General features: G+C 42.1%; 15 protein-coding genes. 2 read left to right on the top strand and 13 right to left on the bottom strand.

The genetic code is table 11. The features are described 5' to 3' along the window. Positions 1 to 81: 81 nt before the first annotated feature. Positions 82 to 1,737, top strand: coding sequence for an Rqc2 family fibronectin-binding protein PavA (pavA, locus tag B7705_RS03460; protein ID WP_084947802.1), 1,656 nt, complete (start codon positions 82 to 84; stop codon positions 1,735 to 1,737). Positions 1,738 to 1,935: 198 nt separating this feature from the next. On the opposite strand, the gene B7705_RS03455 is transcribed toward pavA, so the two are convergent. The 11 genes from B7705_RS03455 to B7705_RS03405 all read right to left on the bottom strand — a co-directional run bounded on the left by B7705_RS03455 (position 1,936) and on the right by B7705_RS03405 (position 12,077). Continuing rightward, a complete protein-coding gene (locus tag B7705_RS03455) occupies positions 1,936 to 2,667 on the bottom strand; it encodes an NAD-dependent protein deacylase (RefSeq protein ID WP_084947799.1) in 732 nt (243 codons plus the stop codon). Between the two features lie 153 nt (positions 2,668 to 2,820). Next, on the bottom strand, positions 2,821 to 3,531 hold the full coding sequence (deoD, locus tag B7705_RS03450) for a purine-nucleoside phosphorylase (protein ID WP_007521620.1): 711 nt from the start codon (positions 3,529 to 3,531) through the stop codon (positions 2,821 to 2,823). A gap of 413 nt (positions 3,532 to 3,944) precedes the next feature. Continuing rightward, entirely contained in the window at positions 3,945 to 4,655 is a 711-nt protein-coding gene (locus B7705_RS03445) for a type 1 glutamine amidotransferase (RefSeq protein ID WP_084947797.1), read from the bottom strand. Continuing rightward, positions 4,652 to 5,887, bottom strand: a complete 1,236-nt coding sequence (locus B7705_RS03440; protein WP_193431903.1) for a chloride channel protein — start codon at positions 5,885 to 5,887, stop codon at positions 4,652 to 4,654. The genes B7705_RS03445 and B7705_RS03440 overlap by 4 nt, the downstream gene beginning before the upstream one ends. Positions 5,888 to 5,891: 4 nt before the next feature. Then, entirely contained in the window at positions 5,892 to 6,701 is an 810-nt protein-coding gene (locus tag B7705_RS03435) for a purine-nucleoside phosphorylase (RefSeq protein ID WP_084947793.1), read from the bottom strand. After that, positions 6,698 to 7,258, bottom strand: a complete 561-nt coding sequence (locus B7705_RS03430) for a DUF1697 domain-containing protein (protein ID WP_084947790.1) — start codon at positions 7,256 to 7,258, stop codon at positions 6,698 to 6,700. Before B7705_RS03430 ends, B7705_RS03435 begins: the two co-directional genes overlap by 4 nt. Position 7,259: 1 nt before the next feature. Next, on the bottom strand, positions 7,260 to 8,471 hold the full coding sequence (locus B7705_RS03425; protein ID WP_084947788.1) for a phosphopentomutase: 1,212 nt from the start codon (positions 8,469 to 8,471) through the stop codon (positions 7,260 to 7,262). Positions 8,472 to 8,484: 13 nt separating this feature from the next. Then, positions 8,485 to 9,168, bottom strand: a complete 684-nt coding sequence (gene rpiA / locus B7705_RS03420) for a ribose-5-phosphate isomerase RpiA (RefSeq protein WP_084947785.1) — start codon at positions 9,166 to 9,168, stop codon at positions 8,485 to 8,487. Between the two features lie 105 nt (positions 9,169 to 9,273). After that, positions 9,274 to 10,203, bottom strand: coding sequence for a peptidase U32 family protein (locus B7705_RS03415; protein WP_044020909.1), 930 nt, complete (start codon positions 10,201 to 10,203; stop codon positions 9,274 to 9,276). Positions 10,204 to 10,327: 124 nt separating this feature from the next. Further along, positions 10,328 to 11,008: an ABC transporter ATP-binding protein gene (locus tag B7705_RS03410; protein ID WP_084947782.1), complete on the bottom strand. Its 681-nt coding sequence runs from the start codon at positions 11,006 to 11,008 to the stop codon at positions 10,328 to 10,330. A gap of 13 nt (positions 11,009 to 11,021) precedes the next feature. Next, positions 11,022 to 12,077, bottom strand: coding sequence for an ABC transporter permease (locus B7705_RS03405; RefSeq protein WP_084947780.1), 1,056 nt, complete (start codon positions 12,075 to 12,077; stop codon positions 11,022 to 11,024). 381 nt (positions 12,078 to 12,458) lie between these two features. On the opposite strand from B7705_RS03405, the gene B7705_RS03400 reads away from it, so the two are divergent. Then, the gene (locus B7705_RS03400; protein WP_084947777.1) at positions 12,459 to 12,743 is read left to right on the top strand and encodes a DUF3270 family protein; all 285 of its coding nucleotides are present in this window, start codon (positions 12,459 to 12,461) and stop codon (positions 12,741 to 12,743) included. A 61-nt stretch (positions 12,744 to 12,804) separates the two neighbouring features. Here the strand turns inward: B7705_RS03400 and B7705_RS03395 are convergent, their stop codons facing one another. Together B7705_RS03395 and ciaR are read right to left on the bottom strand one after the other, a co-directional pair. Further along, positions 12,805 to 14,142, bottom strand: a complete 1,338-nt coding sequence (locus B7705_RS03395; RefSeq protein ID WP_084947775.1) for a sensor histidine kinase — start codon at positions 14,140 to 14,142, stop codon at positions 12,805 to 12,807. Next, a complete protein-coding gene (gene ciaR / locus B7705_RS03390; protein WP_084947772.1) occupies positions 14,132 to 14,806 on the bottom strand; it encodes a two-component system response regulator CiaR in 675 nt (224 codons plus the stop codon). Before ciaR ends, B7705_RS03395 begins: the two co-directional genes overlap by 11 nt.

Genomic DNA, 14,806 nt, shown 5'->3' with positions numbered 1-14,806 from the left:
GGCTTTATTATACCACATTTCCATGATTTTATTCTACCTTTTTGATATAATACTATGGAATACAATCACAAGGAGAAAACGATGTCATTTGACGGATTTTTTTTACACCACATGATTGAGGAATTGAGAAGCGAGTTAGTCAATGGTCGCATCCAGAAAATCAATCAACCTTTTGAACAAGAGTTGGTCTTGCAAATCCGCAGCAATCGCCAAAGCCATCGCCTGCTCCTTTCTGCCCATCCAGTTTTTGGTCGCATTCAGCTGACCCAAACGACTTTTGAAAATCCAGCCCAACCTTCCACTTTTATCATGGTTTTGAGAAAGTATTTGCAGGGTGCCCTGATTGAGTCAATTGAGCAAATCGAAAATGACCGTATTGTGGAAATCACGGTTTCCAATAAAAACGAGATTGGAGACCATATTCAGGCTACCTTGATTATCGAAATCATGGGTAAACACAGCAATATTCTCCTTGTGGATAAAAGTAGCCATAAAATCCTCGAAGTCATCAAACACGTCGGCTTTTCACAAAATAGCTACCGCACCTTGTTGCCTGGATCGACCTATATCGCTCCGCCAAGTACCGAGTCTCTCAATCCTTTTACTATCAAGGATGAAAAGCTCTTTGAAATCCTGCAAACCCAAGAACTAACAGCAAAAAATCTTCAAAGTCTCTTTCAAGGTCTGGGACGCGATACCGCGGCAGAACTGGAAAGACTTTTGGTAAGTGATAAGCTTTCTACCTTCCGTCACTTTTTCGGACAAGAAACCAAGCCTTACCTAACGGAGACTTCCTTCAGTCCAGTTCCTTTTGCGAATCGTATAGGAGAGCCTTTTGCCAGTCTTTCGGATCTCTTAGATACCTATTATAAGGATAAATCCGAGCGCGACCGCGTCAAACAGCAAGCTAGCGAACTCATTCGCCGTGTTGAAAATGAATTGCAAAAAAATCGCCACAAACTCAAAAAGCAAGAAAAAGAGCTAGAGGCAACTGAAAATGCTGAAGAGTTTCGCCAAAAAGGAGAATTGCTGACAACCTTCCTCCACCAAGTTCCAAATGACAAAGACCAGGTTACCTTGGATAACTATTACACGAATCAACCTGTTACCATCATGCTTGATAAGGCTTTAACTCCCAGCCAGAATGCCCAGCGCTACTTTAAACGCTATCAGAAGCTCAAAGAAGCCGTAAAATACCTGACTGAGTTGATCGAAGAAACCAAGGCTACCATTCTCTATCTGGAAAGTGTGGAAACTGTTCTCAATCAAGCTGGACTAGAGGAAATCGCTGAAATCCGTGAAGAATTGATCCAAACAGGCTTTATCCGTAGAAGACAGCGAGAGAAAATTCAGAAACGCAAAAAACCAGAACAGTATCTGGCTAGTGATGGCAAGACCATCATTTATGTCGGTCGAAACAACTTGCAAAATGAAGAACTAACCTTTAAAATGGCTCGCAAGGAAGAACTTTGGTTCCACGCCAAGGACATTCCTGGCAGCCACGTCATCATCTCAGGCAACCTCAACCCTTCTGACGAAGTTAAGACGGACGCTGCAGAGCTCGCTGCCTTCTTCTCTAGGGGACGTCTGTCAAATCTGGTTCAAGTGGATATGATTGAGGTTAAAAAACTCAACAAACCAACAGGTGGCAAACCCGGCTTTGTGACCTATACAGGACAAAAGACCCTCCGTGTCACACCAGACCCAGAAAAAATCGCATCTATGAAAAAATCCTGATTTCACTTGAAATCAGGATTTTCTTTTATTTTTTACTCTGCAATCAAGGCTTCCAAACCAACCTTCATCATATCGGTGAAGGTGTTTTGATTTTCTCAGCCAGTTTTTAATAACTCTCAAAGAGCGAGATAGTGGTCAATAAATGAGATAGTTTTCTCTTTCAAGTAACATGGTTTTGTTACTATCTTCTAAAATTCTTTATTGTCTCAATTTCGAAAATACTTCTCCTATCTTGCCTTCAATGACCAATGTAGCTTGGCTGTCTTGTGGAGTACTGGTTTTATTGATAACGACCAGATTTGTCCCAGAAAAATAGTTTACTAGGCTAGCTGCAGGATAAACAACCAAGGAAGTCCCACCAATAATCAGCAAGTCTGCTTGCCGAATTGCTTGTGCAGCTTGACTAAAAACATACATGTCAAGTGATTCTTCATACAAGGTCACGTCAGGCTTGACCACCTTGCCACAGTCTAGGCAGTGGGGAACAGGTCCCTCGAGGGCCAGAAAACCAGTTAAGTTATAGAAACGTTGGCAACCTAGGCAGTAATTGCGGTCCGCACTCCCATGCAATTTAAAGACCTTTTGGGAGCCAGCCATTTCATGAAGACTATCGATATTTTGTGTCACAACAGCCTTTAGCTTACCTGTCTTTTCCAAAGCAGCCAGATAAGTGTGAGCAGCATTAGGCTTTGCTTCTGGATAAATCAGGTATTTCTTATAAAAGTCAAAAAAATCTTCTGGATAGCGCTCAAACATGGTCCGAGAAACGAGTTGCTCTGCCGTAAAATGACGGCCTAACTGATGACTATAAACACCATCTGAACTACGAAAATCTGGGATATTAGACTCGGTTGACACTCCTGCCCCTCCGAAAAAGACTATTCTGTGGCTTTTATCAATCAAATCTTGTAATAGTTCTATTTTATCCATCACATCTCTCCTTAAGCTGGGTTCTAAAAAAGTTGAAAATCAATAGTTCCAGCAATCTGATTTTCAACTCTTCCTTTATCATTACTGATATATTTGAGATTAAAGCATTTGAATCAATCTTAGAAATAACCTTATCTCAAAGTAATACGATGTTTAGTCTGCAATCAAGGTTTCCAATCCAACCTTCATCATATCGGTGAAGGTGTTTTGGCGTTCTTCAGCTGTTGTGTCTTCTTCTGGATTGACCAAACTATCAGAAATGGTCATGATAGCAAGTGCATCAACGTGGTGTTGGGCAGCAAGATAGTAAAGAGCTGCTGCTTCCATTTCCACAGCCTTGACTCCCCATTTACCAAGCTCGATGTTCTTTTCAAAGTAGTTTGAGTAAAAGACATCTGATGACAAAACGTTCCCAACGTGGGTGGTCATACCAAGTTCTTTGGCGATATGATAGGCCTTATCCAGCAAATCAAAGCTAGCGATTTGTGGGAAATCGTACTGTGGCCAGTCATTACGGATGATGTTTGAGTTAGTCGCAGCAGCTTGCGCCAAGACCAATTCACGGACATGGACATCCTCGTTTAAGGAACCAGCAGTTCCGACACGGATCAATTTTTTCACTCCGTAGTCCACAATCAACTCACGCGCATAGATAGAAATTGATGGCATTCCCATACCAGTTCCCATGACAGATACATGGTGACCCTTGTAAGTCCCAGTGTAACCAAACATGTTACGCACTTCGTTAAAACATACAGCGTCTTCAAGGAAATTCTCCGCAATAAACTTAGCACGAAGCGGATCCCCAGGAAGAAGAATTTTATCAGCAATTTCACCCTGCTTAGCAGCAATATGGATAGACATAATATAAGATACCAAACCCGTCAAAAAGCAAAGGGAAAATAGGAGTTGGGTGCAGTGAGCGATGCTCGCTAGACCAACTATCTTTTTCCCACTGCTTTTAGGGTGGGTTCAATTCCTTTCTTTCTTAATTTTGATGATAAATAGGAGAATAGCACGGGTTCAATTCAGAACACCTTGCTCTACCTTTCTTTTTGTATATTTAGGATAGCGACAGAGAACAAAGTAAAAATAGGAAACTGACGAAGCATCGCAGATGCTAGACAGTTTATCTTTTTTACACAGTTCTCCGACCGTATTCAGTTCAGCAAATACGGTTTACCCATCCTTTCTTTCTTGATTTTAGATTTAAATATTTCGCAGAACAGTTAGCCCGAGTTTGACTATAACTCAGATACTCTGCCTTTCTGTTATTCCTAGTTTACCAATGAATCTAAAAATGCGTACAGTTTGGCATTCATTTCAGAATAATCGTTTCCACGTAATTCTTCTGGTGTTTGAACAAAAGGTAACTTTTCACTTTGCTCTCTTAATTGCTCTTCACCATCCGCAGTAATTAAGAGTTCTACTGCTTCTGCATCAAATTCCAAATGAGCTTGGAAGGCATAGTTTTTAGGACTGAAGCGAATAATCTGACGTGGACAACCTTGACTGGTCGCAAGAACAACAGCATCCTCTGTCAGCCCTGGCATATCACCGTGCCAGTGGCCGGTTTCTAAGGTTTCTCCGAACAAGCTGACATGAGGATCTGTTAGACCTTCCATCGTCAATGTCACAGGATAAACGCCGATCTCGCGCTCTGGACTATGTTCATACTTCGCACCATAGGCAACAGACAAGAGCTGAGCACCAAGACAGACACCAACGATATAGATATCTGCGGCAATCGCTTCTTTCATAAAAGCAAGCTCAGCCTTAGGGTCATAGTATGGGAAGTTTTCTCTATCCTCATCAGGTGATTGAGGACCACCCATAACAATCAGAAAATCAATTCCGTCAATTGTTTCAGGAAGAGGTTCTTTTTCATAAACCTTTGTTGATGTAATGTGATGACCTCGTTCCAGAGCCCATTTTAGATAAGCACCCGGAACCTCAAATGTTTCATGCAGTACAAAATGTACCTTCATTGTCCTCTCTCCCATCTCTTTCGAATCACATAAGACATTCCTGCCGCTAGTACAAGCGGTATTGTCAAACTCCAAGCCTGTCCAGTAAATCCAAGGGTCAGAGCAATCGCTGTCAGAGGAGCGTGTAAGGTCGTCCCTAAAAAGACTGTTGCTCCTAGTAGCATTCCTAGAGCTGGATCCAGATGGACACCAACTACTGTCAAAAGCAAGGTCACTAAGTAACCAGACCCAATCCCCAAGGCAAATGATGGTGTCAAGGTTCCCCCATAGGCACCATTGCGTAAGAGGAGATAAACCAGAAGCCCCTTCATTGCAAGAGCCAGTGGAAGATAGGGAACAGGCTGGTGAGATAACAAGGCTTGCGCTAGTACCTGACCATTTCCCATAAAGATAGAGAAAAAGGATACAAGGCTCCCCAACACTAGAAAGGCTAGAGGAAGAGCCCAAAGGATCGTCTCATCCTTGCGCCGTTTGCGATTAGCTTGCTTTGTTAGGAAAGAAAAGACCAGAGCAAGCGGAGTAACCAAGAGAGCAATCAAAATAGCCTGTAGAAAACTGCTGAGCGACCATGAAACTGCAGACAGGTGACAGAGGACATCCTGACCAATAATGGGCTGAGCCACCCAGGTTGCCAGATAAGTACTAGCCAAAACCAGCAAAAAGTTCTGCCAACTATAGGCAAGTCCTAAGGTCTCAAAGACAAACAAGCTACTAGTAAAGGGAACCTGATAAACCGCAGCTAGACCAGCTCCTGCTCCACATGCAATTAAGACTTTTCGCTCTTTTACAGTTAGGAAAAATACTTTCGCCAAGCGACCACCTATAAGAGCACCAACCTCGCGTGGAGCGGCTTCTTTTCCGACTGATGCACCTGCTCCGACAATCGCAACCTGCATCCCTGCATGAAGGAGGTGGGCTAAGGTGGCAGGGTCCCTGTCTCCAGCTAGGTCAATTTGCTGGCGAATAGAGAAGATTTTATGGCGCCTTTGCAGGATATACCAGAAGCCAGCTGCCGAGCATCCTGTCATACACAAGACTAGGAATCTACGGAGATTCCCAGCTTCTTGGAATAGTTGGAGCAAATCCGAACTAGCTTGGCCAAAAGCCAGCCTTTGCACACCTTCTATTAGATAATGGCAGGCAATGCCGACTAGCCCAGCCCCTATTCCCAATGATAAAGTGGCTAGAAGCAACCTTAGTCCGTAGGGTAAACTTTGGAGTCCTACTTTCATAGAATTAAAGTTCTGCAAGAATCGCTTTAAGCAAGCCTTTGAAGTCGCCTTTAACACGTTCGGTCACTTCCACAACTTCCTCGTGGTTGAGTTCTTCTTGGAAACCAGCAGCGTGGTTAGTGATACATGAAATTCCTAGAACTTTCAAGCCTGAGTGGGCTGCCACAATAACTTCAGGAACAGTGGACATACCAACTGCATCTGCTCCCAATGTTTTATAGGCACGAATTTCTGCAGGTGTTTCATAAGTCGGACCGGTTACACCGATATAGACACCTTCATCAAGCTTGATACCGAGTTTTTTAGCCACTTCATGGACAGTAGCACGGTATTCTGGTGTGTAGGCTTTAGACATATCAGGGAACCGTGGACCAAAGTCATCCAAGTTTTCACCCATCAATGGATTTTGACCCGTCATATTGATATGGTCTGAGATAGCCATCAAAGTACCAGGACCGAATCCAATACCGCCAGCTGCATTGGTTACAATGACACCTTCACATCCGAGAACTTTCATCACACGTACTGGGAAAGTCACAACTTCGAGAGGATTGCCTTCGTAGAAATGAAAACGACCTTGAAGAGCCAAGACCTTGCGTCCTGAGAGTTCACCATATACCAATTTACCAGCGTGTCCGACTACTGTAGAGCGGCCCCAGTTTGGGATATCTGCATAATCTACTACAACTGGATTTTCGATTTCTTCTGCCAACTCTCCAAGTCCTGATCCAAGGATTAAACCAAACTCGGGAGCTTGGATTCCCTTGTCTTTCAGGAAAGCAGCTGTTTCCTTGATCTTATCTAAAAATGTCATTGTGTGTCTCCTTTATTATTTTTTAGCATTTGACCGATTTTGTCAAAAGTTTTTGCATTGCGAATGGTGATGTGGCGATAAAAAGGCATCTTGAGCAAGTACTTGTGATAGGCAGTTGCATAGTAAGATTCTTCAGAGAATTTCCCCCAGAAAATCCCAAGTCTTCCAAAATGAACCACTTCATCTTTCAGTTCCAAACTTTCAACTTTCTCAATGACTTGAGCCACATCCAAGCCCTCCGTGTAAAAGAGGACATCCTTTCGTGCCAAATCTTTGGTCCACCATTCAGGCAGATTTTCAAGTTCCGCTTCAAAGTCCTCAAGACTCAGTAACGAAAAGCTCTGAATAAATGGATAATGGACTGCAAAGAAAGTTTCTAACTTTTCCACCAATCGGGCCTTGGAATCTGTCGAAGTAAAGAAAATATTGCCACTGTTGATGTAGGTCTCAACCTTCTCCAAACCCAACTCTGTCAATTCTTGACGAAGCTCCGCCATGACAACCTTATTTTTCCCACCTACATTAATGCCCCTTACCAGTAAAGCATAGCGTTTCATCTTATACCAATTTATCTAAGAAACTTTCCCCAATCATGGCAGTTTCAATACCAAAGTTATCGGCAACAGTCGCTGAGATATCTGCGAAATGTCCGACTGGAATGACACCATTTCCCTTAAAGCTAGGGCTGTAAGCTAAAAGTGGAATATATTCACGAGTGTGGTCAGTTCCAGCATAGGTTGGGTCATTTCCGTGGTCCGCAGTAATCAAGAGAAGATCGTCCTCTCTCATAGCAGCGATAATTTCAGGTAAGCGTTCATCAAACTCATGCAAGCAATCACGGTAACCATGAGCATTACGACGATGGCCGTAAAGGGCATCAAAGTCAACTAAGTTTGTGAAGGAGAATCCTTTTTCAAACTCAGCAAGTCCCATGGTCTTCAATAATGTATCAATTCCGTGGCTGTTTGACTTGTTGTGGCCCATGTCATGATTGATACCAGCGCCGTTAAAGATATCGTTGATTTTTCCAACAGCGTAAGTATCGATACCAGCCTCGTTCAATTTATCCAAAACAGTTGGTGCAAATGGAGATACAGCCAAGTCACGACGGTTTGCTGTACGAATGAAGTTACCTGGTTCACCTACATAAGGGCGAGCAATGATACGACCTAGAAGGGCAGGACGCTCAAGGGTAATCGAACGCGCGTATTCACAAATACGGTACAATTCATCCAAAGGGATGATGTCTTCATGGGCAGCAATCTGCAAAACAGGGTCAGCTGAAGTATAGATAATCAACTCCCCAGTTTCCATTTGACGTGGCCCAAAATCGTCAATAACAGCTGTACCTGAGTAAGGTTTGTTGGCTTCACGAATGACCTTGCGTCCGGAAAACTCTTCGATCTTTGTCAAGATTTCTTCTGGGAATCCGTTCCAGAAAGTATCGAAAGGTTCTGTAATGTTAAGGCCCATAATTTCCCAGTGTCCAGTCATGGTATCCTTACCAAGAGATACTTCTTCCAATTTTGTTGCATATCCTGTTGGGTTGCTTTCTGCTGGAACAGTCTTCAACGGCGTTTCACGAGGAATATTTCCTAGACCGATTTTAGCCATGTTTGGCACATTCAAACCAACAGCTTTTGAGATGTGTCCCAGTGTGTCAGAAGCTCCATCTGGAACCCCTGCATTGACAAAGTTATTGGCATCTGGCGCAGCACCGATTCCCACGGAATCCAGTACCACCAAGTGAATACGATTAAATTTTGACATAGTCTGTCTCCTTTTATTTCCCTTTTGTTGAAGTTAAAATCTGAACACCATTTCGTCCAGCTACGATGACCTTATCCACCATTTGGTTGAATAAACCGTGCTCTACGACACCAACGACATGGTCCAATTCTTGCCCGAAGGCAATTGGATCTTCAATGACATCCAAGGCTAGGTCAATGATAAAGTTCTGCATATCGGTCACAAAACGTTGGCCGTCTTTTTCACGGAAACTTGGTTTGTAGCCAGCTCGCTCAAAACGACGAAAGACCTGTTCCGCGCCATACTGAACCACTTCCACAGGCAATTTAAAAGCACCTAGTTTCTCTACTAGTTTGCTTTCATCAACCACCCAAATGTATTCTTTTGAGGGCGTTGCGACAACCTTCTCCATCAGAAGCGCACCACCACCACCTTTGATTCCGTTGAACTGGCTATCTACTTCATCCGCCCCGTCAACCGTCACATCGACAAAGTCTACTTGATCAATCGACTTGAGAGGGATGTTAAGACCTTCAGCCTGTTTACTGGTCACACTGGAAGTCGTTACAGCAGTAATCTGCAAACCTTCTTCCTTGATCCGACGACCTACTTCCTCTACGAAATAGTAGGCAGTTGATCCAGTACCGAGTCCAACAACCATACCAGCCTTGACAAACTGAGCAGCCTTGATACCTGCCATTTTCTTCAGATTTTCCACTCAAACACCTCCATTAAAGAGCTATTTTTATTATAACATGTATCCGTTTTTATTTCATGGATACACTGGAAAAACCCGAACATTTTTATTTCGGGTTTTGGTGTCCTATTTAACCATATCAGGATCGTAATCATAGAATCCTGTGTCTAGGAAACGGTTTTTAGGGTGTAACTTGCGCACTTCCTCATCTAACAAGAAGGCTTGGTCATGGCTGAAATTCCCCTCTTGGATCAAGCCACGCGCTTGAATAAAAAGTTTAGCAATCTCAACAAAGTTTTGACCTGGTGTGTAAAGTCCCTCAAGTTTCCAGTGAGTAAAACCATGCTCCACCAATTCTGTCAATTTGGTCATCAAATCAAGGTCGTTGTTGGCAAAGATGTGGGTACCATGATTGTCCTCAAAGATGGAATAATGGCTTTCTGGGTCACTCGGCTCTGCCAAGAAGAGGTCACGTTTACGCGTCTTTTCATCATCGATATGCGTAAAGTTATAGTAGTTTTGTAAGAGCGGACGTTTAGAATGGTGAATGACACTGGCTCCGTAAACCAACACTTCAGCAGGAATTTCCAAAATCTCAGGCATCTTAAAGAGCTCAGCAGATGGAATTTCACGCGCCAAAACCGCCTCAGATGCGCCAGCCTTTTGACCCCAGAAGTTAATCTGACGGCTACTTGTCACCATGGTTGAAGCATCGTAGATGGTCTTAAAGGAATAGCCATCACGGTTGACCACATAAAAGACACCTGCATCTCCAACAGTAATATAGTCTGTCTTGATTTCTTCCAAGAAGTCTAGGAAAGGTTTGATACGGTCCATCATATCTTGGTGCATGAGGGCATTAACCGCGACAATCAGTTCCTTGCCTGCTTCATGAACCAACTTAGCAATCTCACGCAATTGGTCATGACTAAAAGTCGTTGGCAGACGAAGGCCAAAATCTTTCTCACCAACATAGATACGGTCTACGCCAGCTTCGAGTAACTGTTCAACTTGTTCAATACTTTCAGCAGTTGCTGTAATGATAATCTTTTCCATAAGAAAAATTATACCACATTTCTCAAAAATCAGCTATGGTTACTGAGAGTTTCACAAAAAGTTAAACTTGTTTCTATCTTTCCCAATCAAAAAGTGAACAGTAACTTGTACCATTCACTCTATTTTATGCATGTGTTTCTTCAACTAGGTGGCCATCTTTCATGACATAAATACGGTCAACCTTATCAAGAAGGCGAGTATCATGAGTAATCATAACAACTCCTCTACCTTGTTCATGGGCAATGGCAGCCAACATCTCCGTTACTTGGTAGGCACGCTGGGTGTCTAGACTGGCTGTGGGCTCATCTGCAAGCACAATGCTAGGATTGTTATAGAGCGCTCTAGCAATCGCGGCACGTTGACGTTCACCACCAGATAGAGCTTTGGGATACTGATCTTGAACTTTTTCCAAATCCAACAAGTCAAAGAGTTCTTTTCGGTCACTTTTACTATTTTTTCCCTTATCTAGTCTGTCAATCAAATCCAGCTGTTCCTTGACCGTTAGAAAAGGAATTAAGTTTGAAGCCTGGAGAATGAAACCAAACTCTCTAAAACGGAGATCTGTTTTTTCCTTCTCCGTCAAACTGCCTGTTTCCTTCCCTTTGACTAGAATCTTTCCACTCGATGCTTCCTGAAGTTGTCCTAGAGTTGTTAGAAAGGTCGTCTTTCCAGAACCTGAAGGCCCAACGATAGCCACGAACTCTCCCGCATTTAGCTGAAAATTCGTCTCATGCAGGGCTACGACTTTCATCTTTCCTTCCCCGTAGGTTTTTGTCACTTGAGTCATTTCAATCAATGCTGTCATACTATTCTCCTTATCATTCTGCAATCGCAGTAATCGGGTCCACCTTTAGCAAGCGTGGAATTGAAATGACACCACCTAGAAGGGCCATCAAGGAAATTACCAAGCTTAGGACAGAGTAAGCTATCCAGCTTGGGTAGAAAAAGAAGGTAGCTGGTAAAACTAAAATCACTCCTCCGATTGCCAGCAAGGCTAAAGCAATCCCCATACCAGCTAGGAGAAAGATTTGACAGAAAAGAGACCATACAATGGTTTTGATCTGTATTCCCTGAGCCCGCATTATTCCATAAAGTCCTAGTTTTTGGATGGTAATAATATAAACAAAAATACCCACAATCAAGCCTGTGATGACAATCATAGCAAGAATCATCCCTGAAAATACATTAACCTGAGGTGTGTAACCAGGAATTTTCGATATCATTTTTGGAATAGAAATCTGTTTCAGTCCATCTCCAGCCACTTCTATGTCATTTTTCAATACTAAGGCAGAGATGGAACGATTGGCTTTCAAGGTTCCTTGTAAGGTCCAATAAGTTGTCAGACTCGTAAAGACAACAGGCTCGGTGAAAAACTTATTTCCTTGAGTCAGTCCAACAATCTTGTAACTTGCCTCGCTTCCATTCAGCTGAATGGCATCACCTAGCTTCATTCCATAGTTCTCAAAAGACTGATCCACGACAACCTCATCATCTCCTTCAGGATAACGACCCTCCGTCAAACTAGGTGAGATAAAAGCGTCCCAGTCTTGAGCAAAAATGGAAACATTGACCTTTTCACTACCATCTACTAGATTGGTTACAGCAAACATATAGCCCAATGGAGCAGCCTCTTCAGAACTCTTATCCTTATAGTCCTTTTCAGGAATAAAAGATGCCGTCAAATTATCATTTGCGTAGTCAGATAAAACCACACCCGTCGCTTGCCAGTTATCAATAGCGGCTCGATTGTTTCGCACAAGACCAAGAGCTAAACTGGTCATAAAAAAGACCATAAAAGCGATAAGAAAAATGGTAGTTAGAATCAAACTATATCGAAGTTTATTTCGTAATATTTCTTTGATAGCAAGATACATACTTATCTCCTTTAACTTTTCCCCAGAGGAAGCAAAAAGCCATCCAGTCCAATAGACAGAATCTCTGTCTTATCATCCATTCAAAACAACTCCTATCTCTCTTACAAAGAATCAAGGTAGCAACTCAACAAATTATATTAGGAAAAGCCCTTGCTTGCTATCAATTTATATAAGTTATCCTTTCCTTACTCAGTATATTTATAATAGAGAAGGTCGGATCATCTGTTTTAAGTGTGACATCCATGCTATCACTTTCTCTAGTGGGTGTCAAGAAGAGTGACTTAGAAGATGATAAGAGACTTTAGTAGTTTTGTAACCATTCTGTAACAATTCTCTGCATAAAAAATGATAAAATAGTTAGGTACTGTTAAGGAGAGAATCATGTCCGCAAGAAAAATAGAAGCTTATGAGTTTGAACAAATTCCCGAATCGAAACAAACTCCGCTTTATCAAGATTATACACCTGAATCCCCAGTCGGCCCTAACCTAAAAGAGATTTTATTTTTTGTAAATATTGCTTGTTTTTGTATTTTTATGGCACTTTTTAGTTTTATCTTTTTAGCTATAAAATTAAATACAGCTTTATCCTTTGTCGCTGCAATGGGTCTTAGTTTCGCCCTTTTACAACTTCAACGAAAGATGATGAAACGAAAATTTTCAAAATAAAGGTTGGTACTACCAACCTATTTTCTAGTTATCTGAAAAGACAGTTATAAAACTGTCTTTTTTATTTATTCTTTCGTTTTGGAGGAGATTGGATAGCAACTTTAACTTCAAAAATCGTTCCTCTAGGTTTGTTATCTTTTACGCTAATCGTTCCTCGTAAGGCATCAACAATCTGCTTGGCCAAAGATAATCCAAGGCCAAAGCCACCTTTCTGACGGGTTCTCGCCTTGTCTACACGGTAAAAACGGTCGAAGATTTTCTTCTTGTCAGCAGCTGAGATTCCAATCCCATTATCCGCTACTGTTAGATAGAGGTGGCGATCTGTAGCATAAACCACAAACTCAATTTTTCCATCTTCTTCGGTATACTTGATGGCATTATCAAACAAGATGGTCATGAGTTGTTTTAAGAGCAACTGATCAGTCATAAAGGGACGATAAATCCGATTTTCATAGTCAAAAACTCGATCATTTTCAGAAGCAATTAACTCATAGTTGGTAAAGGTGGTTTTAAAGAATTGTGGAGAAACTTCTGCTATTTCTGGCTTAAGTCCATCATCTCGACGTGCTAAATTGAGAAGGTTGGTTGTAAGGAAACGCATATTCCGAACTTCTTCGAGGCTAGAAGCAATACTTTCGCTGGATTCCATGATCGTCGCTTCTGGTTTTCGAAAGAGAGTCTCTAAACGATTTTGTAAAACGGCCAAAGGCGTTCTCAGTTCGTGGCTCGCATTTTCAACAAAGGACTTCTGCTTTTGCATGCTTTCCAATAGGGGTTTGACACTGACACGGGCAAGGTAAACACTGGCAATTAAAGACAGGAGCCAGAAACTAGCCATGACTACAACAATTAAATGCTCGTGGTTTTGGCTGATTTGCTCAAGCTGGCTGGTATTGATTAAAACCGCCGCATATTTGACATTGCTTGATACGGAGGAAGAGTTAGTTTCCATCAAGATCATTCGGTATGTTTCTTCCTGACCGTAGCTATTGACAACTTGGATTTGCCGAATATGATTCAACTCTTTCTTGTCCAGTTTGAACTTGTCCAAGCCTAAAAAGCGATTGCCCAGTAAGAGTTGGTTAAAATCCTTGTCAAAGAGCAAGACTTCCGTATTGGAGCTGACATTGGGCTTGATTTCAGCCTTGTTGGCATCCGCTGTTGCTGGTTGAATATCTTTGACTTCTTCAGTTGCCCGATTAAGGGCTAATTGGATGACAGCTTGAGGGCTAGTGCTAAGGGCTTGTAGTTTTTCATCTACAGAAGTGTAGAGACTCGAGTGCATGACCTGAAGGATAATCAAGGTCATAGCAGAGAAGATCAGGGTGAAAACTCCGAAGTTTCGAATGAAATAGCTAAAATCATCTGCATACCATGTTTTTTTTAGTTTATTGAACATCTTTTAAAATATACCCGACGCTACGCAAGGTTTGAAGGTTTTCAGCAAAGGTTGTCCCCTTCAATTTCTTACGAACTTTTGAAACATAGACTTCCACAACGGAAATAGTCGTATCGCTATCAAATCCCCATAGACGGTCAAAAATTTGTGTCTTGGGAAGAATGACATTTTGATTTTGAAGGAAGTAAACCAATAACTCAAACTCTTTTCCGAGCAGTTCCACAGGAGTATCTTCCACCTTAACTTCATTCGTTGAAAGGTTGACGACAATGTCCCCATAGGTCAAGGTGTTTTCGTTAAACTTACCTGAACGTTTGAGAAGGGCTTGGATCCGCATTTTGAGTTCTTCTAGGTAGAAAGGTTTGGTGAGGTAGTCATCCGCTCCCAACTCAAAACCATGTCCTTTGTCATCCAAACTTTCCTTAGCAGTCATGATAAGGACTGGTGTCGTAATTCCTTTTTCACGCAATTCTTTCAAGACTTGGAATCCATTTTTTTCAGGCAACATCAGGTCAAGCAAAATCAAGTCATAGACGCCACTTTCAGCTTCGTAGAGACCTTCTTCACCATCAAAGACCTGCATGACATCTGCAAAATCATCTAAAAAGTCAAATACTGAGTTTGACAGACCTAGGTCATCTTCTACTAATAAGATTTTTATCAT

This window comes from Streptococcus oralis subsp. dentisani (assembly GCF_002096685.1).
Classification (GTDB): domain Bacteria; phylum Bacillota; class Bacilli; order Lactobacillales; family Streptococcaceae; genus Streptococcus; species Streptococcus oralis_AD.
The sequence above is the reverse complement of the archived record's forward strand: the minus strand, read 5'-3'. Positions and strand labels throughout refer to the sequence as shown.